The organism is Pseudomonas sp. P39-UII1 (assembly GCF_039672635.1).
Classification (GTDB): Bacteria; Pseudomonadota; Gammaproteobacteria; order Pseudomonadales; family Pseudomonadaceae; genus Aquipseudomonas.
Map to the genome: position 1 here is coordinate 85,735 of NZ_JBDFPP010000005.1, position 22,616 is coordinate 108,350.

At 67.5% G+C, this 22,616-nt stretch carries 2 protein-coding genes (1 of these 2 running past the window's edge); both read left to right on the forward strand.

Going from position 1 to position 22,616, the window contains the following annotated elements:
* Entirely contained in the window at window positions 1-22,347 is a 22,347-nt protein-coding gene (locus ABEH27_RS09130) for a non-ribosomal peptide synthase/polyketide synthase (RefSeq protein ID WP_346613263.1), read from the forward strand.
* Window positions 22,344-22,616, forward strand: partial view of an amino acid adenylation domain-containing protein gene (locus tag ABEH27_RS09135; RefSeq protein ID WP_346613264.1) — the 5' end (the start) only. The gene runs 11,052 nt beyond the window's last position; 273 of the gene's 11,325 nt are visible here — the first part of the coding sequence; the start codon lies at window positions 22,344-22,346; its stop codon lies off the right edge, out of view. Before ABEH27_RS09130 ends, ABEH27_RS09135 begins: the two co-directional genes overlap by 4 nt.

Genomic DNA, 22,616 nt, shown 5'->3' on the forward strand with positions numbered 1-22,616 from the left:
ATGCTCTTCAGCGAACTGATGGCTGCTCTTTCCACCCGTGCGATCCGACTCCAGCGCGAAGACCAGGACCTGATCGTCCTGGGCGATGACGACACCCTGGACGATACCCTGTGGGAGGCGCTGTCTCGGCACAAGCCGGCCTTGCTGGAGATGCTCGCCGAACGCGATGACGACTGGCTGAGCCCGGCGTTTCGCATCACCCCCGACATGCTGCCGCTGGTGCAACTCGACCAGCAGGCCATCGACCGCATCGTCGCCAGCGTGCCGGGCGGCGCGGCCAATGTGCAGGACATCTACCCGCTGGCGCCGCTGCAGCAAGGCATGTTGTACCAGCACCTGGCAGCCAGCGATGGCGATCCGTACCTCGCCCAGGTGCAACTGCGCTTCACCAGCAAGGCGCACCTCGAAGCCTTTGCCCAGGCCCTGCAATGGGTGATCCAGCGCCATGACATTCTGCGCACGGCGCTGCATTGGGAATACCTCGACGAACCGGTGCAGGTGGTATGGCAGGAGGCGACGCTGGTGCGCGAGGCCATCGCGGTCGATGGCAGCGATGCGTTGGCCAAGCTGTGCGCGCGATTTGACCCACGGCACTACCGCCTCGACCTGCGCCAGGCACCGCTGATGCAATTGATGCATGCGCAAAGTGAAGGCGATGAGTGGGTCGCCTTGCTGATGTTCCATCACGTGGTGATGGACCATACCGCGCTGGACATCGTACGCCGCGAAATCCAGGCGCATCTGGCCGGTGAATCGGCGCAGCTGGCTGCGCCCATGCCGTTTCGCAACGTACTCGCCGCCGCCCGCCTGGCGCTGGACGAGCAGACCCACGAGCACTTCTTCCGCGACATGCTGGCCGACATCGATGAGCCGACCTTGGCCTTCGGCCTGCAGGATGAAGGCGACCAGGCCCTGGAACAGGCGCGCCTGACCTTGCCTGCGCCGCTCAGCCAACGCCTGCGCAGCCAGGCGCGCTTGCTTGGGGTAAGCCCGGCAAGCGTGCTGCACCTGGGCTTCGCCCGCCTGGTAGGGCAATTGTCGGCGCGCCAGGCCGTGGTGTTCGGCAGCGTCCTGCTGGGGCGCATGACCACCGGCGACGGCAGCGAGCAAGCCTTGGGCATGTTCATCAACACCCTGCCGCTGCGCATCGACCTTGGTCAGCAGGGGGTGCGCGATGCACTGCTGGCGACGCATCGACGCCTCACTGCCTTGCTCGGCCATGAGCAGGCTTCCCTGGCCCTGGCCCAGCGTTGCAGTGGTGTTGCCGCGCCGGCGCCGCTTTTCAACAGCATGCTCAACTACCGCCACAGTGCCGCCGGTGATGCGGCTGAAATCATTCCGGTGGCACCCGGTATCGATATCGTCGGCGCCGAAGAGCGCACCGACTACCCGCTGACTGTCAGTGTCGATGACCTGGGCGACGACCTGCGCCTGACCGTCCAGAGCCTGCCGCAGTGGGGCGCGGCCCGTTTGAGCGAGCAGTTCGCACAAGTGCTGGCAAGCCTGGTGCAAGCACTGGAGCACCAGCCTTCGACCCCCCTGCAGGTGTTGCCGGTGCTACCGGCGCGCGAGCGCGAGCAAGTGCTGCAGCAGTTCAACCGCACCACCCAGGCCTATCCGCAAGGGCAGACCGTGCATGCCCTGGTCGAGGCCCAGGCCGCGCGTGCGCCGCATGCGGCAGCGCTGGTACAGGCTGAGCAGGTGCTCAGCTACGCCGAGCTGAACCGGCGCGCCAACCAGCTTGCCCACCAGTTGATCGCGCAGGGGGTCAAGGTGGGTGACCGGGTCGCCCTGTGCCTGCCACGCAGCGCCGAGCGCCTGGTCGGCCTGCTGGCGGTGTTGAAGGCGGGCGCCGCCTACGTGCCCGTGGACCCGGCGTACCCGGCCGAGCGCATCGCCTATCTGCTGGCCGACAGTGCGCCAACCCTGGTACTGGCGACGACGGCAATCCAGAACCTGCCTAACCTGCCGCGCCTGGACCTCGACCAGCCCGATGCCTTCGCGGCGGACGACTGCAACCCGGCACTGCCCGGGCTGGACGCGCAGCAGCTGGCCTACCTGGTCTACACCTCCGGCTCCACCGGCCAGCCCAAAGGGGTGATGGTCGAGCACCACACCCTGGCAAACCTTGTCCATTGGCATTGCCAGGCATTCGAGCTGCACGCCGAATCGCACAGCTCCAGCGTCGCAGGCTTCGGTTTCGACGCCATGGCCTGGGAAGTCTGGCCAACCTTGTGTGCCGGTGCCACCTTGCACCTGCCGCCTGTGCACATCGGCCACGAACACGTCGACGAGTTGCTCGACTGGTGGCTGCAGCAGCCGCTGCAGGTCAGCTTCCTGCCGACCCCGGTGGCCGAACAGGCCTTGCGCCGCGACCGCCAGCACCCAACCCTGCGCACCTTGCTGATTGGCGGTGACCGCCTGCGCCAGTTCGATCGCGACCCAGGCTTTGCCGTGGTCAACAACTACGGCCCAACCGAAACCACGGTGGTTGCCACCTCCGGGCAGCTCACCCCCGGCGCGGCGCTGCATATCGGCCAGCCAATCGCCAATACCCGCGTGTATGTACTCGATGAGGGCCTGCAGCCTGTACCGGTAGGTGTTACCGGTGAGTTGTATATCGGCGGTGCGCAGGTCGCGCGCGGCTACTTCAATCGCCCTGAACTGACCGAACAGCGTTTTCTGGCCGACCCGTTCAGCGAGGCTGCCAACGCCCGCATGTACCGCAGTGGCGACCTGGTGCGCTGGAACACCGACGGCACGCTGGACTACCTGGGCCGCAACGATGACCAGGTGAAGGTCCGCGGCGTGCGGGTGGAGCTGGGCGAAATCGAAGCCGCCCTGGCGGCCCAACCGGGTATTGCCGATGCGGTGGTACTGGTGCGCGACGCGCGCCTGCTGGCCTGGTTCACCGAGACCGCGCCGGTAGACCTTGAACAACTGCGTCAGGCCCTGCAGGCCAGCCTGCCGGCGCAACTGATACCGGCCGCATTCATTCGCCTGGCTGAACTGCCGTTGACCAGCCACGGCAAGCTCGACCGCCGCGCGCTGCCCGACCCCGACAGTGCGTTGCTGGCCGGCCAGGCCTACGAAGCACCGCAGAACGCCACCGAAACGACCATGGCCGCGATCTGGGCCGAGGTGCTGGGTGTCGAGCGGGTAGGGCGCCACGACAACTTCTTCGAACTGGGCGGCCATTCGTTGCTCGCCGTGACCCTGGTCGAGCGCCTGCGCAAGGCGGGCCTGGTGATCGACGTGCGGGTGCTGTTCGCCCAGCCGACCCTGGCGGCGCTCGCCAGTGCAGCCGGGATCGGCCATGAAGCCCAGGTGCCGGCCAACCGTGTGCCGCACAACGCCCAACGCATCACCCCGGCCATGCTCAGCCTGATCGACCTGGACCAGGCCGCGATCGACGCCGTGGTCGCCAGCGTGCCCGGTGGCGCCGCCAACGTGCAGGAAATCTACCCACTCGCGCCGTTGCAGGAAGGCATTCTCTATCACCACCTGAGTGCCGAGCAGGGCGACCCGTACCTGCTGCAGACCCGCCTGGCCTTCGACAGCGTCGAACGCCTGCTGGCCTGGGCCGGCGCCCTGCAGCAGGTCATCGACCGCCACGATATCCTGCGCACCTCGGTGCTCTGGCAAGGCCTGGCGCAGCCGCTGCAGGTGGTGTGGCGCAAGGCGGAGCTTGCCGTCAACGAAATCGACGACCTGGCCGATGAGCCCGGTGCCGCCCGCATCGAACAGCTGCACGCCCGCTTCGATGCCCGCCACCACCGCCTCGACCTGGGCCAGGCGCCGCTGACCCGCCTTTACTACAGCCTCGACCCTGCCAACCAGCAGGTGGTGGCGATCCTGCTGTTCCACCACCTGACCCTCGACCACACCGCCATGGACGTGGTCGCCCGGGAAATGCGCGCGCTGCTGTTCGGCCAGGCCGATACCCTGCCGGCGGCGGTGCCGTACCGCAACTACGTGGCCCAGGCCCGCCTGGCCGACCAGGCCGGGCATGAAGCGTTCTTCCGCACGATGCTGGCAGACGTCGACGAGCCGACCTTGCCGCTGGGCTTTGCCGATGTACAAGGCGACGGCCGCGGAATCGAAACCGCCTTCCAGGCACTGGATGGCGGCATCAGCCAGCGCCTGCGCAGCCAGGCCCGCCAGCTGGGCGTCAGCGCCGCAAGCCTGATGCACCTGGCCTGGGCGCGTGTGCTGGGGGTACTCGCCAACCGCCACGACGTGGTGTTCGGCACGGTGCTGATGGGCCGCCTGCAGGGCGGCGAGGGCGCCGATCGCGCGCTGGGCATGTTCATCAACACCTTGCCGCTGCGGGTCGATACCCGCGCCTCGGCGCAAGCGGCCGTGCGCGCCACCCACCGCAGCCTGTCGGGGTTGCTTGGCCATGAGCACGCCCCCCTGGCGCTGGCCCAGCGTTGCAGCGGCGTGGCGGCCTCGGCGCCGTTGTTCAGCGCGTTGCTCAACTACCGCCACAGCGCAGCCGATGCGCCGCGCGAAGGCGAAGGGATCTGGGAAGGCGTTCGCCTGCTGGGCGGCGAAGAGCGCAGCAACTACCCATTGACTTTGAGCGTCAACGACCTGGGTGAAGGCTTCAGTTTCAGCGTGCTGGCAGTCGAAGGCATCGGCGCCACCCGGGTTGTCGCCTGGATGGCTGAAGCCGTAGGCCAGCTGCTGCAAGCGCTCGAACAAGGTCACGGCACTTCGGTCGATAGCCTGCCGATCCTCAGCGATGAGGCGCGCCATCAACTGCTCGGCAGCTTCAACGACACCGCCCGCGAGTACCCACAAGGCCAGACCGTGCACGCCCTGGTCGAAGCCCAGGCCGCCCGTACGCCCGACGCCTCGGCGCTGAGCCAGGCAGACCGCGCGGTGAGTTACGCCGAGCTGAACCAACGTGCCAACCGCCTGGCCCACCGCCTGATCGAGCGCGGTGTGCAGCCGGGCGACCGGGTTGCCCTGTGCCTGCCGCGCAGCATCGAGCGGGTCATTGCCCTGCTGGCCGTGCTCAAGGCCGGCGCCGCTTACGTGCCGGTGGACCCGAGCTACCCGGCAGAACGTATCGCCTACCTGCTCGGTGACAGCGCCCCCGCCTTGATGCTGGCCGAGTCGAGCCTCAATGGCTTGCCAGACGTCCCACGCCTGGACATCGATCAGCCGGCCGCCTGGCACTCGTTCGACAGCAACCCGCAGGTGGCCGGGCTGGATGCCCATCACCTGGCCTATGTGGTCTACACCTCCGGCTCTACCGGCCAGCCCAAGGGCGTGATGATCGAACACCAGACGCTGGCCAACCTGGTGCACTGGCACTGCCAGGCCTTCGCGCTGGGCGCCGGCGAGCGCACCTCCAGCGTCGCCGGTTTCGGGTTCGATGCCATGGCCTGGGAGGTCTGGCCGGCATTGTGCGCCGGTGCCACCTTGCACTTGCCGCCTGCGCACATCGCCAACGAGCACGTCGACGAGTTGCTCGACTGGTGGCTGGAGCAGCCCCTGAAAGTCAGCTTCCTGCCCACGCCGGTGGCCGAACAGGCGCTGCGCCGCGAACGCCAGCACCCCACCTTGCGCAGCTTGCTGATCGGTGGCGACCGCCTGCGCCAGTTCGACCGCGACCCCGGGTTCGAACTGGTCAACAATTACGGCCCGACCGAAACCACTGTGGTCGCCACCTCTGGCAAGGTGCTGCCGGGTGCTGCGCTGCACATCGGGCAGCCCATCGCCAACACCCGCGTCTATGTGCTCGACGAACAGCGCCAGCCAGTGCCGATCGGGGTTGCCGGTGAGCTTTACATTGGCGGTGCGCAGGTCGCCCGCGGCTATTTCAACCGGCCCGAACTGACCGCCGAGCGCTTTCTCGACGACCCGTTCAGCCGCAAGCCGGGCGCGCGCATGTACCGCAGTGGCGACCTGGTGCGCTGGAACGCCGATGGCACCCTGGATTACCTGGGCCGCAACGACGACCAGGTGAAAATCCGCGGCGTGCGGGTTGAACTGGGCGAAATCGAAGCGGCCCTGGCGGCCCAGCCGGGTATTGACGATGCCGTGGTGCTGGTGCGTGGCGAGCGGCTGCTGGCCTGGTTCACCGAAACCGCGCCGGTGCAGGTCGACCACCTGCGCCAGGCCCTGCAGGCCAGCCTGCCGGCACACCTGTTGCCGCAAGCATTGATCCGCCTGGCCCAGCTGCCGCTGACCAGCCACGGCAAGCTCGACCGCCGTGCATTGCCCGAGCCCGCGGCCGCCGACCTGGGCAGCCAAGGCTACGTGCCGCCTCAAGGCGAGACCGAAGCCGCCATGGCCGCAACCTGGGCTGACGTACTGGGTGTGGAACGGGTAGGGCGCCACGACAACTTCTTCGAGCTGGGCGGCCATTCGCTGCTGGCCGTCACCCTGATCGAGCGCCTGCGCCAACAGGGCCTGCAAACCGACGTGCGCGTGCTGTTCGGCCAGCCGACAGTGGCTGCACTGGCGGCAGCGCTGGGCAAAGGGCGCCAGGTGACGGTGCCCGAAAACCGCATCCCGCCCGCCTGCACCCACATCACCCCGGACATGCTGGCGCTTATCGACCTGAGTGAAGCCAGCATCGCCCGCATCGCGGCCACGGTGCCGGGCGGCGCCGCCAACATTCAGGACATCTACCCGCTGGCGCCGCTGCAGGAAGGCATCCTCTACCACCACCTCAGTGCTGCCGGCGAAGACCCGTACCTGCTGCAATGGCGCATTGCATTCGACAGCCCTGCACGGCTGCAAGCCTTCGCCAGCGCCCTGGACAAGGTCATCGCTCGCCACGACGTGCTGCGCACGGCGGTGCTCTGGGACGGCCTGCCGCAGCCCGTGCAAGTGGTCTGGCGCACGGTCCCCCCGGTCACTGTCGATGCAGATCTTGTGGGCGCGGGCTTGCCCCGCGAAAGCAGCGCCGCCGACCTCGACTTGAGCAGCGCCCCGCTGATCCGCCTGCTGCATGCCCAACCGGCTGACGGCCAACGCATCGAAGCCACCCTGCAATTCCACCACATCGTCCTCGACCACACCGCCATGAAGGTGGTGCTCGAAGAGATCCGCGACCACCTGCGCGGCCAAGCCCCAAGCCACGCGCCCGTGCCGTACCGCAACTACGTGGCGCAGGCGCGCCTGGCGATCAGCGAAGCCGAGCACGAAGCGTTCTTCCGCACCCAACTGGCCGATATCGCTGAGCCGACGTTGCCCTACGGCCTGACCGATCTCCAGGCCCAGGCCAGCCGCTTCGAGTTGGCCAGCGTGCAACTGCAAGCCGCCGACTACCAACGCCTGCGCTATCAGGCCCAGCAACTGGGCGTGAGTGCCGCCAGCCTGCTGCACCTGGCCTGGGCCCGCCTGGTGTCGGCCACCAGCGGCAACAGCAGCGTGGTGTTCGGCACCGTGCTGCTCGGCCGCCTGCAAGGTGGCGCCGGCGCCGACCGTGGCCTGGGCATGTTCATCAACACCCTGCCGCTGCGCCTGGACCTCGATGGCCTGGGCGTACGGGACGGTGTGCGTCTGGCCCACGAGCGGCTGAGCGCGCTGCTGGTGCACGAACACGCGTCGCTGGCCCTGGCCCAACGTTGCAGCGGTGTAGCCGCGCCACTGCCGTTGTTCAGCGCGATGCTCAATTATCGCCACGGGGCGAGTAATGCCGAGCAACAGATGCACCGCGAAGCCCTTGAAGGCATCGAAGCATTGCCCAGCGGCGGGCATGGCAACTACCCGCTGAGCGTCAACGTCGACGACCTGGGCGATGGCCTGCGCATGACCGCCCAAGTGACTGCGCAGGTGGGTGCGCAGCGGGTCTGCGAGCAACTGCTGCAGGTACTCGTTGGCCTGCTCGATGCTCTGGAACAGCAGCCACAGTTGCCCCTGCAGCAACTGCCGGTGCTGGCCGCCAAGGAACGCCAGCAATTGCTGGTCGAAAGCAACGCCACTGCGTTGCCGCATGACCTGCAACAGCCCCTGCACAGCCTGTTCGAGGCGCAGGTGCGGCGTGCGCCTGATGCGTTGGCCCTGGTGGCCGAAGAAGGCACGCTGAGCTACCGCCAACTGGACGAGCAGGCCAACCGCCTGGCCCACTACCTGATCGGCCTTGGGGTAAAACCCGACGACCGCGTGGCGATCTGCGTCGAGCGTGGCCTGTCGCTGGTGGTCGGCTTGCTGGCCATTCTGAAAGCGGGCGGAGCATACGTGCCGGTCGACCCCGGCTACCCGGCCGAGCGTATCCGCCACATGCTGGCCGACAGCGCCCCGCTGGCCGTGCTGGTGCACGGTGCCACCCGTGCGGCAGTGCAAGCGTCGCCAGCGCTGCTGGTCGATCTGGACCAGCCGGCCTGGGGCGCCCAGCCGCTCAGCAACCCGCGTGTACCGGGCCTGGCAGCGCAGCACCTGGCGTACGTGATCTACACCTCCGGCTCCACCGGCCTGCCCAAGGGCGTGATGGTCGAGCACCGCAACGTGGTCAACCTGGTGCACTGGAGCCGCCACCTGTGCGCCGTGCCGGCCGAAGGCAGCGTGCTGCACAAGACCCCGGTCAGCTTCGACGCCTCGGTGTGGGAGCTGTTCTGGCCGCTGTGCAGCGGCCTGCGCCTGGTGCTGGCACGGCCAGACGGCCAGCGTGACCCGCAGTACCTTGCGCAGCTCATCCAGAAGCAGCAGGTGAGCGTGGTGCAGTTCGTACCGGCGCTGCTGCAGCAATTCCTCGATGAAGCGCAAAGCGCCCAGTGCAGCAGCCTCAGCGATATCGTCTGTGGCGGCGGCGAGTTGACCGCAGCCCTGGCGGCACGTGTACGCCAGCGCCTGCCGGGCGTGCGCCTGCACAACGTCTACGGCCCCACCGAAACGACGGTCGACTGCAGCGTGTGGACCCTGGAACCCGACGCCGCGCTGCCACCCGGCGTACTGCCGATCGGCCGGCCGATCGACAACACCCACCTGTACGTGCTCGACAGCCTCGACCAGCCGGTGCCGTGGGGCGTGGCCGGCCACCTGCATATCGGCGGCGCCGGCGTCACCCGGGGCTACCTGGGCCTGGCGCAGCAGCAGGCCGAGCGCTTCATTGCCAGCCCGTTCGTGGCGGGTGAGCGGCTATACCGCAGCGGCGACCTGGTGCGCCAGCGGGCCGACGGCAACCTCGAGTTCCTGGGCCGTAACGACCACCAGGTGAAAATCCGCGGCCTGCGGATCGAACCGGGTGAGATCGAGGCCTGCCTGAGCGGCGTGGCCAGTGTGCGTGACGCCGTGGTGCTGGCCTTTGGCGAGCGCCTGGTCGGGTACTACACCGGCGCCGAACAGCCAGCTGACAGCCTGCGCCAAGCGTTGCTGACACAGCTGCCCGAGTACATGGTGCCGGGGCTGTTCATCCACCTCGACAGCCTGCCGTTGACACCCAACGGCAAGCTTGACCGCAAAGCGCTGCCCGCGCCGGACGCTGCGTTGCAGCAACGCCCCTTCGAGGCACCGCAAGGCAGCACCGAAACCCTGCTGGCACGCCTATGGGCCGAACTGCTGGGTGTCGAGCAGGTAGGGCGGCACGACAACTTCTTCGAACTGGGAGGCCACTCGCTGTTGGCCGTGAGCCTGACCGCGCGCCTGCGCCTGGAGGGGTTGCAGGTCGATGTCCGCACCCTGTTCGGCCAGCCGACCATTGCCGCGCTAGCAGCGACCCTCGGCCAGAACCAGCAGGTCGATGTGCCCGAGAACCGTATCCCGGCAGATTGCGCTTCGATCACCCCGGACCTGCTCAGCCTGGTCGAGCTCGACCAGGCGGCCATCGACCGGGTCGTCGCCAGCGTGCCCGGTGGCGCCGCCAACGTGCAGGACATCTACCCGCTGGCGCCGTTGCAGGAAGGTATCCTCTACCACCACCTGAGCGCGCCTGAGCACGACCCGTACGTGCTGTATTCGCGGCTGCGCTTCGACAGCCTTGTACGCCTGCAAGCCTTCGCCAACGCCCTGGACCAGGTCATCGCCCGCCACGATGTACTGCGCACCGCTGTGCTCTGGGACGGCCTGCCGCAACCGGTGCAAGTGGTCTGGCGCACGGTCCCCCCGGTCACTGTTGACGCAGATCTTGTGGGAGCGGGCTTGCCCCGCGAAAGCAGCGCCGCCGACCTCAACTTGAGCAGCGCCCCGCTGATCCGCCTGCTGCATGCCCAACCGGCTGACGGCCAACGCATCGAAGCCACCCTGCAATTCCACCACATCGTCCTCGACCACACGGCCCTGGAAGTCATTGGTGAAGAGTTGGTCGCCTTGCTCCAGGGCGAACCTGCCCCCACGCAGCCGCCGGCACCCTATCGCAACTACGTCGCCCAGGCCCGCCTGGGCATCAGCCAGGCCGAGCACGAGGCGTTCTTCCGTTCGCAGCTGGCCGATATCGACGAGCCGACCCTGCCGTTCGGCCTGAGCGACGTGCAAGGCGATGGCCGTGGCATGCAGGAGGTCAAGCTGCCCTTGTCTGCGCAACTGGCCGCTGGCCTGCGCCACCAGGCGCGGGTGCTGGGCATCAGCGTCGCCAGCCTGTTCCACCTGGCCTGGGCGCGCCTGCTGGCAGCGGCCAGTGGCAAGGACAGCGTGGTGTTCGGCACCGTCTTGCTGGGTCGCCTGCAAGGCGGCGAGGGCGCCGAGCGGGCACTGGGTATGTTCATCAACACCTTGCCGCTGCGGGTCGACCTGGGCAGCGTCAGCCTGCGCGCGGCGGCCCATGCCACCCATCAGCGGCTCAGCGCACTGCTGGCCCACGAGCATGCTTCCCTGGCGTTGGCCCAGCGTTGCAGCGGCGTGGCGGCACCGTTGCCGCTGTTCAGCGCAATGCTCAACTACCGCCACGGTGCTCAAAGCAGTGCCGAGCAGCGTCAGGCTTGGCAGGGCATCGAGGTACTGGAGGGGCAGGAACGCACCAACTACCCGTTGAGCCTGAACGTCGATGACCTGGGTGACGGCTTCCGCCTGGTGGCCATGACGCCTGCGGACATAGGTGCGGCGCGGATCTGCGGGCAGATGAACCAGGTGCTCGGGGCCATGGTCGCGGCGCTGGAGCACGAGCCTGAACTGCCGTTGCAGCGCTTGCCGGTGCTGGAGGCGGAGGAGCGGCAGCGTGTGCTGGTTGCCTTCAACGACACGGCGCAGGACTACAACCTTGAGCAGACCTTGCATGGCCTGATCGAGGCGCAGGTCGAGCGCACACCGGATGCCGTGGCTGTGCGGGCCGAAGAGGGCGTGTTGAGCTATCGCCAGCTCAACGAACAGGCTAACCGCTTGGCGCATCATCTGATTGATCTAGGGGTGAGACCGGACGATCGCGTGGCCATCTGCGTCGAACGTGGGTTGTCGATGGTGGTGGGGCTGCTGGCCATCCTCAAGGCCGGTGGTGCTTATGTACCCGTCGATCCTGATTACCCGGCCGAACGCGTGCGCCACATGCTGAGCGACAGTGCACCGGTAGCTGTGCTGGTGCATGCCGCGACTCGCCATGTGCCGGAAGCGGGGCTGGTGATCGACCTGGATCAGCCGACCTGGCATGCACAACCGGCTTCTAATCCCTTGCTGGCGGCATTGACCCCGCGTCATTTGGCCTACGTGATTTACACCTCGGGCTCGACCGGCCTGCCCAAAGGTGTGATGAACGAGCACGCCGGGGTGGTCAACCGCCTGCTGTGGATGCAGGACGCCTACCGCCTTGGCACCGATGACGTGGTGCTGCAGAAAACCCCGTTCAGCTTCGACGTGTCGGTGTGGGAATTCCTCTGGCCGCTGCAAACCGGCGCACGCTTGGTCATGGCCCGCCCGGGCGGGCATCGTGATCCGGAGTACCTGCGCCAGGTGATTCGTAGCGAAGGCGTCACCACCTTGCACTTCGTGCCGTCGATGCTGGATGTGTTCCTGGCGCATGGCGACGCTTCGGCAGATCGCCTCAAGCGCGTGCTGTGCAGCGGCGAAGCATTGCCGGGCAGCCTGGTACGGCGATTCCACGCCCAATTGCCCACGGTCGAACTGCACAACCTTTACGGTCCGACCGAAGCCGCCGTGGATGTGAGTGCCTGGCACTGCGTCACCGCGCCGGACAACACCCCAATCGGCAAGCCAATTGCCAACACCACGTTGTATGTACTGGACGGCCAAGGCCAGCCGGTGCCGCAGGGCGTGGCGGGCGAGCTGTTCATTGGTGGCGTGCAGGTTGCCCGTGGCTACCTGAACCGCGCCGAATTGACCGCCGAACGCTTCATCGACGATCCGTTCAGCACCCGGCCCGGTGCGCGTCTGTACCGTACCGGCGATCTGGCGCGACACCTTGCGGACGGCAACATCGAATACCTGGGCCGTAACGACGACCAGGTGAAAATCCGCGGCCTGCGCATCGAACTGGGCGAAATCCAGGCCGGCTTGACCGCCATCACGGGTATCAAGGAAGCCGTGGTGGTAGCCCTCGATCAACGCCTGATCGCGTACTACACCGGCGAGCCGCAAGCGGTAGAAATGCTGCGCGCCGCACTGCTCAAGCACCTGCCGGAATTCATGGTGCCCGCGCTGTTCATGCACCTCGAAACCCTGCCACTGAGCCCCAACGGCAAGCTCGACCGCAAAGCATTGCCGCAGCCCGATGCCATTCAGGACCGCCCGTTCGAGGCCCCGGAAGGCGAAACCGAAACCCTGCTGGCCGCGATCTGGGCCGAACTGCTGGGCGTGGAGCGGGTAGGGCGGCACGACAACTTCTTTGAACTGGGCGGCCATTCGCTGCTGGCGGTGTCCCTCACCTCGCGCCTGCGCCAACACGGCCTGCATGCCGACATCCGTGTGCTGTTCGGCCAACCGACCCTGGCGGCGCTGGCGGCTGCGGTCAGCGGTGAAACCGGCCTGAAGGTGCCCGCCAACCGCATACCGGCTGATTGCAAGCACATCACGCCAGGCATGCTGCCGCTGGCCGATCTCTCGCAAGCCTCGATCGACACGCTGACGGCGCAGGTCCCCGGCGGCGCCAGTAATATCCAGGACATCTACGGCCTGGCACCCCTGCAGCAGGGCATTCTCTACCACCACCTGGCCAGCGAAGGCGCCGACCCCTATGTGCTGCAGGCGCGCTTCGCCTTCCCCGACCAGGCCACGCTGGACGCCTTCGCTGCTGCGCTGGATCAAGTCATCGCGCGGCACGACATCCTGCGCACCAGCATCCACTGGCAGCACCTCGAAGAACCCGTGCAGGTCGTCTGGCGCGAAGTGCCCTCCGTGGGCGCTTTCTCGCCCAACGAAGGAAACGCCAACGCCCTGAACCTTGGCACCGCGCCGTTGATCCGCCTGCTCCCGGCGCAAGTCAACGGCCGCCTCGAAGCGACCCTGCTGATTCACCACATCATCCTCGACCACGCCGCAGTCGAGCACCTGGTGGCGGAAGTTACCGCCGTGCTGCAGCACCAGCCGCTGCCACACGCCAGCGTGCCTTACCGCAACTACGTGGCCCAGGCGCGCCTCGGCGGCGACAGCCAGGCCGAAGAGGCGCTGTTCCGCGAGTTGTTGGGGGATATCGACGAACCGACCGAAGTCTTCGGCTTGCGCTCTGCGCACAGCGACGGCAGCCGCGTGCTCGACAGCCGACAGGCGCTCGATGCCAGCCTTGCCAAGCGCCTGCGTGAGCAGGCCAGGCAGCTGGGTATCAGCGTCGCCAGCCTGGTCCACCAGGCCTGGGGCCAGGTGCTGGCGCAGCTGTCCGGGCGCCAGGAAGTGGTGTTCGGTACCGTGCTGCTCGGCCGTATGCAAGGCGGCGAGGGCGCCGAGCGGGCGCTGGGCATGTTCATCAATACCTTGCCGTTGCGCGTCAGCGTCGGCGCAGCCGGCGTCGCCGACGGCGTGCGCCTGACCCATCAACGCCTGGCGCGGCTGCTTGCCCACGAGCAAGCCTCGCTGGCCGTCGCCCAACGCTGCAGCGGCGTCCCGGCCACCCAGCCGCTGTTCACCAGCCTGCTCAACTTCCGCCACAGTGCACCGGCCAAGGCCGAATTGCGCGACGCCTGGCAAGGCATCGAGCAACTGGCGGCCCATGAACGAAGCAATTACCCGTTGGTGGTCAACGTCGACGACCTGGGCGATGGCTTCGTTGTCACGGTACAAGCGCTGGCGCAAGTGGACGGGGCGCAGGTGTGCCGCCTGCTGGGCACGGCCCTCGAGCAATTGGCGCATACCCTGGAGCAGGCACCGGCCACCGCCCTGCAGCGGGTCAGCTGCCTGGCGCCTGGCGAACGCGAGTTGGTACTGCATGGCTTCAACGCCACGCGCCGTGACTACCCCCACGAGCATGCCGTGCACACCCTGTTCGGTGCCCATGCGGCGCTCAGCCCGGACGCCGTGGCGGTGGTGCACGGCGAGCAGCAGGTCAGCTACCAGCAGCTTGATCAACGCGCCAACCGCCTGGCGCATCACCTGCTGGCCCTTGGCGTGCGCCCGGGTGATCGCATCGCACTGCTGCTGCCACGCAGCGTCGACCTGTTGGCGGCGCAACTGGCCGCCAGCAAATGCGCGGCGGTCTATGTACCGCTGGACAGCAATGCGCCGGTCGAGCGCCAGGCGTTCATGGTTGCCGACAGCCAGGCGCAGGTGCTGTTGACCCTCAGCGACGAGCCGCAACTGGGCCAGGCCCAGCGGGTCGAGCTGGACCAGCTCGACCTTGCAGGCTACCCCGCCCAGTCGCCAGGGCTGGCGGTGAACGCCAACAGCGCGGCGTACATCATGTACACCTCAGGCTCCACCGGTACGCCAAAAGGCGTGCAAGTGCCGCACCGGGCCATCGTGCGCCTGGTGATCAACAACGGTTTTGCCGCGTTCAACAACCAGGACCGGGTTGCCTTTGCCTCCAACCCCGCGTTTGATGCCAGTACGCTGGAGGTCTGGGCGCCGTTGCTCAACGGGGGGCGCGTGGTGGTCATCGACCAGCATCAGGTGCTGTCACGCGAAGCCTTGCGTGATGCGTTGCTGGAGCAGGGCGTGAGCGTGCTGTGGCTGACTGCCGGGCTGTTCCACCAGTTTGCCGGCGACCTGCTGCCGGCGCTGGCCAAGCTGCGTTACCTGATGGTGGGCGGTGATGTGCTGGACCCGGCTGTGATCGCCAGGGTGCTGCGTGAAGGTGCACCGGCCCACCTGCTGAACGGCTACGGCCCGACCGAAGCCACCACGTTCAGTACCACCCACGAGATCACCGAAGTCGGCGAGGGCAGCATCCCCATTGGCCAGCCGATCGGCAACGGCCGCTGCTATGTGCTCGACGCCCGCCAGCAGCCGCTGCCGGTCGGTGCCGTGGGCGAACTCTACATCGGCGGCGACGGCGTCGCCCTCGGTTACCTGGGCCAACCGGCATTGACTGCCGAGCGCTTCCTGGACGACCCGTTCAGCCCCGAGGCAGGCGCACGCATGTACCGCAGCGGCGACCTGGTGAGCTGGCAGGCCGACGGTACCCTGCGCTACCTGGGCCGCGCCGACCAGCAGATCAAGCTGCGCGGCTTTCGCATCGAGCTGGGCGAGATCGAGGCCAGCCTGGCCAACTGCACCGGCGTTCGCGACACGGCCGTGGTGCTGCGCGAGGACACGCCGGGCGACAAGCGCCTGGTCGCTTACTTCACGGCAAACGGCGCAGCCCCGGCCATCGCCGAGCTGCACGGCAAGCTGCAAGGCCAATTGCCCGACTACATGCTGCCAGCAGCCTATGTGCACGTGGCTGAACTGCCGCTGACCGCCAACGGCAAACTCGACCGCCGCGCGCTGCCGCTGCCAGGCAACGAGGCGCTGCTCAGCCGTGCCTTCGAGGCGCCGCAGGGCCAGGTGGAGCGCAGCCTCGCGGCGATCTGGGCAGAGCTGCTCAAGGTCGAACAAGTAGGCCGCCATGATCACTTCTTCGAACTGGGTGGCCACTCGCTGCTGGCCGTTATCCTGATCGAGCGCATGCGCAAGGCCGGCCTCAGCGCCGATGTGCGTGTGCTGTTCGCCCAGCCCACACTGGCCGCCCTGGCTGCAGCGGTGGGCAGTGGCCGCGAAGTGCAAGTGCCCGCCAACCGCGTGCCCGAGGGTGCCGAGCGGATCACACCGGCCATGCTCAGCCTGGTCGAGCTCGACCAGGCCAGCATCGACCGGATCGTCGCCAGCGTCCCGGGCGGCGCTGCCAACGTGCAGGAGATCTACCCGCTGGCGCCGCTGCAGGAGGGCATTCTCTATCACCACCTGAGCGCCGAGCAGGGCGACCCGTACCTGCTGCAATCGCGCCTGGCCTTCGACAGCCTGGCCCGCCTGCAGGCCTGGGCCGGGGCGCTGCAGCAGGTCATCGACCGCCATGACATCCTGCGCACGTCGGTGCTGACCGAGGGGCTGGAGCAACCGGTGCAGGTGGTCTGGCGAGCAGCACGCATGGAGGTGACGGCAATCACCGACCTGGCCGGCGCTTCGCCGATCGATGCCTTGCAGGCCCGTTTCGACGCCCGCCACCAGCGCATTGACCTGGCGCGGGCACCGCTGATGCGCCTGGTGCATGCCGACGACCCGGCAAACCAGCGCGTGGTGGCCATCCTGCAGTTCCACCACCTGGCCCTCGACCACACCGCCATGGAAGTGATCGCCGGCGAAATGCAGGCATTGCTGGCGGGTAACGCCGGGCACCTGGCCGCACCGGTGCCTTACCGCACCTACGTCGCCCAGGCCCGCCTGGGGGCGGATGATGCCGGGCACGAAACGTTCTTCCGCGACATGCTCGGCGACCTTGACGAACCGACCCTGCCGTTCGGCCTGGCCGATGTGCAAGGCGATGGCCGCGCCATCGAAGAGGCACAATTACCCGTCGATGCAGCGGTGGCCCGGCAGCTGCGCGAGCAGGCCCGGCGCCTGGGCGTAAGCGCCGCAAGCCTGGCGCACCTGGCCTGGGCGCGGGTGCTCGGGGTGCTGGCCAACCGCAGCGACGTGGTGTTCGGCACCGTGCTGATGGGCCGCCTGCAGGGCGGTGAAGGCGCCGACCGTGCGCTGGGTGTGTTCATCAATACCCTGCCGCTGCGTATCGACCTTGCCGCGCCTGCGCTGCAGGCCGTACGGGTTACCCACCAGCGCCTGTCGGCACTGCTCGGCCATGAACACGCCTCGCTGGCATTGGCCCAGCGCTGCAGCGGCGTGGCACCTGGCTTAGCGTTGTTCAGTGCCTTGTTCAACTACCGCCACAGCAGTGCCGCTGCACCTGCCGAAGGCGATGCCAGCGTGCAGGGCGTGCGCCTGCTGGGCGGCGAAGAGCGCAGCAACTACCCGCTGACCCTCAGCGTCGACGACCTGGGCGACGGCTTCACCTTGAGCGTGCTCGCCCAGCAGGGCATCGGTGCCGGGCGTGTCGCCCAGTGGATGAGCCAGGCGTTGGCGCAGTTGAGCGATGCGCTGGCACACGCCGACAGCACCCCCGTGGACGCACTCCCGATTCTCGACGCACCTGAACGCCAACAGCTGCTGCACAGCTTCAACGCCACCGCCCGCGCCTACCCGCAGGGGCAGACCGTGCATGCCCTGGTGGAAGCCTGGGCCGCCCGTGCGCCGCAAGCAGCGGCCCTGGTGCAGGATGGCCAGGTGCTGAGTTACGGAGAGTTGAACCGCAGCGCCAACCGCCTGGCCCACCACCTGATCCGCCGCGGCGTGCAACTGGGCGACCGGGTTGCCCTGTGCCTGCCGCGCAGCCTCGAACGCCTGGTCGGCCTGCTGGCGGTGCTCAAGGCGGGTGCTGCCTATGTGCCGGTGGACCCTGGTTACCCGGCCGAGCGCATTGCCTACCTGCTGCAGGACAGCGCCCCGGCGCTGGTGCTGGCCGACGCCAGCACGCTGGGCGTGCTCGGCGATAGCCCACGGGTCGAGCTGGACCGCGATGACTGGCAGGGCGAAACGGACATCAACCCGCAAGTCGCGGGTCTGGACGACCAGCAGCTGGCCTATGTGATCTATACCTCCGGCTCCACCGGCCAGCCCAAAGGGGTGATGGTCGAGCACGGCACGCTGGCCAATCTGCTGCACTGGCACTGTGAAGCCTTCGACCTCGGCGCGGGCAGCCACACCAGCACCGTGGCCGGTTTCGGTTTCGACGCCGTGGCCTGGGAAGTCTGGCCGGCGCTGTGCAGCGGGGCGGTGCTGCACCTGCCGCCTGCGCGCATCGCCGGTGAACACGTCGACGAACTGCTCGACTGGTGGCTGGAGCAACCGTTGCAGGTCAGCTTCCTGCCCACGCCGGTGGCCGAGCAGGCGCTGCGCCGCCAACGCCAGCACCCGACCCTGCGTACCCTGCTGGTCGGCGGCGATCGCCTGCGCCAGTTCGACCGTGACCCAGGCTTTGCCCTGGTCAACAACTATGGCCCGACCGAGGCGACCGTGGTCGCCACTTCCGGCCAGCTGCAGCCGGGTGGCGCCCTGCATATCGGCCTGCCGATCGCCAACACCTGCGTCTATGTGCTGGACGCGCATCGTCAGCCGGTACCGGTGGGTGCGGTCGGCGAGCTGTACATCGGCGGTGCGGGTGTCGCCCGGGGTTACCTGAACCGGCCCGAACTCACCGCCGAGCGTTTCCTCGTCGACCCGTTCAGTGCCCAGGCCCAGGCGCGGATGTACCGCAGTGGTGACCTGGTGCGCTGGAACGCCGATGGCACCCTCGACTACCTGGGGCGCAATGACGACCAGGTGAAGATCCGCGGCGTGCGCGTGGAGCTTGGCGAAATTGAAGCCGTACTGGCAGCGCAGCCGGGCATCCAGGATGCGGTGGTGCTGGTGCGTAACGAGCGCTTGCTGGCCTGGTTCACCGGCGCGGCGCCGCTGGAGGCACTGCGGGAGGCGCTGCAGGCCAGCCTGCCGTCGCACTTGGTGCCGCTGGCGTTTATCCATCTGGATGCCTTGCCACTGACCCCCCATGGCAAGCTCGACCGCAAGGCCTTGCCAGACCCGGCCCCAGAACTGCTCTGCGGGCAGGCCTATGTTGCCCCGCAAGGCACCGTGGAAACTGCGCTTGCCAACGTCTGGGCCGAGATGCTGGGCGTGGCGCAGGTCGGCCGTCATGACAACTTCTTCGAACTGGGCGGGCATTCGCTGCTGGCGGTGAACCTCACCGCGCGCCTGCGCCGTGAAGGCCTGCAGGTCGACGTACGCACGTTGTTCGGCCAGCCGACCATCGCCGCTTTGGCGGCGACCCTGGGCCAGGCACGGCTGGTGGAAGTGCCGGACAACCTGATCCCCGCGGGCTGCACCCACATCACCCCGGCCATGCTGCCGCTGGTGGCGTTGCAGCCGCACGCCATCGAGCGGATCGTCGCCAGCGTGCCGGGCGGGGCTGCGAACGTGCAGGACATCTACCCGCTGGCGCCGCTGCAGGAAGGCATCCTCTACCATCACTTGAGTGCAGCGGAGCACGACCCCTACGTGCTGCAATCGCGGTTCGCTTTCGCCAGCCGCGAGCACCTGGCCAACTTCGCTGCGGCGTTGAACACTGTCATCGCCCGCCACGACGTGCTGCGCACGGCCGTACTCTGGGAAGGCCTGCCGCAGCCTGTGCAAGTGGTCTGGCGCCGTGCATCGCTGGGCATCTTCGAAGGTGAGGGCAGTCACAGCCTCGACCTGAGCCAGGCCCCGCTTATCCGTCTGTTCTACACCCAGACCGAACAGGCCATCGAAGCCACCCTGCAGTTCCACCACATCGTCCTCGACCACACCGCCATGGAAGTGGTCGGCGAAGAGCTGATCGGCTACCTGCAGGGCAACCCGGAACCTGCTCACGCGCCGGTGCCTTACCGCAACTACGTGACCCAGGCCCGCCTGGGGGTCAGCCAGGCCGAGCACGAGGCGTTCTTCCGCTCGCAGCTGGGCGATATCGACGAGCCGACCCTGCCGTTCGGCCTGAGCGACGTGCAAGGCGATGGCCGTGATATCGAGGAGGCGCAGCTGTGGCTGCATGACGACCTGGCCCAGCGCCTGCGCCAACAAGGGCGGCAACTGGGTATCAGTGTCGCCAGCCTGTTCCACCTGGCCTGGGCGCGGTTGCTCGCGGCCGCCAGCGGCAAGGACAGCGTGGTGTTCGGCACCGTGCTGCTTGGCCGCTTGCAGGGCGGCGAGGGTGCCGAGCGGGCGCTGGGTATGTTCATCAACACTTTGCCGCTGCGCATCGACCTGGCCGGCACCGGCCTGCGTGAAGGGGCGCAGGCGGCCCACCAGCGCCTCAGCGCGCTGCTGGCCCACGAGCATGCTTCTCTGGCGTTGGCCCAACGCTGCAGCGGCGTGGCGGCACCGTTGCCGCTGTTCAGCGCAATGCTCAACTACCGCCACAGCACCCAGGTCAGTGCCAGCCAGCGCAAGGCGACCGAGGGTATCGACAACCTGCAAAGCCAGGAGCGCAGCAACTATCCGCTGGGCCTCAACGTGGATGACCTGGGCGACGGCTTCCGTCTGGTGGCCATGACGCCTGCGGACATAGGTGCGGCGCGGATCTGCGGGCAGATGAACCAGGTGCTCGAGGCTATGGTCGCGGCGCTGGAGCACGAACCTGAGCTGCCGTTGCAGCGCTTGCCGGTGCTGGAGGCCGAGGAACGTCAGCGTGTGCTGGTGGACTTCAACGACACCGCGGAGGACTACAACCTTGCGCAGACCTTGCATGGCCTGATCGAGGCGCAGGTCGAGCGCACGCCGGATGCCGTGGCCGTGCGGGCTGAAGAGGGTGTATTGAGCTATCGCCAGCTCAACGAGCAGGCTAACCGCCTGGCGCACCATCTGATTGATCTTGGGGTGAGACCAGACGATCGCGTGGCTATCTGCGTCGAACGTGGGTTGTCGATGGTGGTGGGGCTGCTCGCCATTCTCAAAGCCGGTGGTGCCTATGTGCCGGTCGATCCGGATTACCCGGCCGAACGTGTGCGCCACATGCTGAGTGACAGCACGCCGGTAGCGGTGCTGGTGCATGCGGCGACTCGCCATGTGCCGGAATCTGGGCTGGTGATCGACCTGGATCAGCCGACCTGGCATGCACAACCTGCCAGCAACCCGGTTGTGGCTGCGCTGACGCCACATCATCTGGCCTATGTGATCTATACCTCGGGCTCGACCGGCCTGCCCAAAGGCGTGATGAACGAGCACGCCGGGGTGGTCAACCGCCTGTTGTGGATGCAGGAGGCCTACGGCCTTGGCGCCGACGACGTGGTGCTGCAGAAAACGCCGTTCAGCTTCGACGTGTCGGTGTGGGAATTCCTCTGGCCGCTGCAAACCGGCGCGCGCCTGGTCATGGCCCGCCCGGGCGGCCATCGTGATCCGGAGTACCTGCGCCAGGTGATTCGCAGCGAGGGCGTCACCACCTTGCACTTCGTGCCGTCGATGCTGGACGCGTTCCTCGCGCATGGCGACGCTTCGGCAGATCGCCTCAAGCGTGTGCTGTGCAGCGGCGAAGCATTGCCGGGCAGTCTGGTACGGCGATTCCACGCCCAATTGCCCACGGTCGAACTGCACAACCTTTACGGGCCGACCGAAGCCGCCGTGGATGTGAGTGCCTGGCACTGCGTCACCGCGCCGGACAACACCCCGATCGGCAAGCCAATCGCCAACACCACGTTGTACGTACTGGACGGCCAAGGCCAGCCGGTGCCGCAGGGCGTGGCGGGCGAGCTGTTCATTGGTGGCGTACAGGTTGCCCGTGGCTACCTGAACCGTGCCGAACTGACCGCCGAACGCTTCATCGACGACCCGTTTAGCACCCGGCCCGGTGCACGTCTATACCGCACCGGCGACCTGGCGCGACACCTTGCGGACGGCAACATCGAATACCTGGGCCGCAACGACGACCAGGTGAAAATCCGCGGCCTGCGCATCGAACTGGGGGAAATCCAGGCCGGCCTGACCGCCATCGCGGGTATCAAGGAAGCCGTGGTGGTAGCCCGCGATCAACGCCTGATCGCCTATTACACCGGCGAGCCGCAAGCGGTAGAAATGCTGCGCGCCGCACTGCTCAAGCACCTGCCGGAATTCATGGTGCCCGCGCTGTTCATGCACCTCGAAGCATTGCCGCTGAGCCCCAACGGCAAGCTCGACCGCAAGGCCCTGCCGCAGCCCGATGCCATTCAGGACCGCCCGTTCGAGGCCCCGGAAGGCGAAACCGAAACCCTGCTGGCCGCGATCTGGGCCGAACTGCTGGGCGTGGAGCGGGTAGGGCGCCACGACAACTTCTTTGAACTGGGCGGCCATTCGCTGCTGGCGGTGACCCTCACCTCGCGCCTGCGCGAACAAGGCCTGGAGGCCGACGTGCGCGCCCTGTTCGACCAACCCACACTGGCCGGCTATGCAGCCATCACAGACAGAATGGAGATCGTCCTGTGAGCATCAACCAACTCTTGGCAACACTGACGGCCAACAACGTGCAACTGGCACTCAAGGATGGCCAGCTGGTGGTTCAGGGCAACCGTCAGGCCTTGACCGACGCCGCTTTGGTGGCGCGCCTTCGCGAGCACAAACCGGCCCTGGTGGCGATGATCGAGCGCGGCGAGTACGTGGCCGTGAAGCAAGGTGCAGTGAACGTGCCGGCCAACCTGATCGAACCAGGTTGCACACGCATTACCCCGCAATTGTTGAACCTGATCGAGCTCGAC

Excerpts from the sequence above, each read along its gene's own strand:
- ABEH27_RS09130 (WP_346613263.1), top strand. The coding sequence starts at position 1 with ATGCTCTTCAGCGAACTGATGGCTGCTCTTTCCACCCGTGCGATCCGA.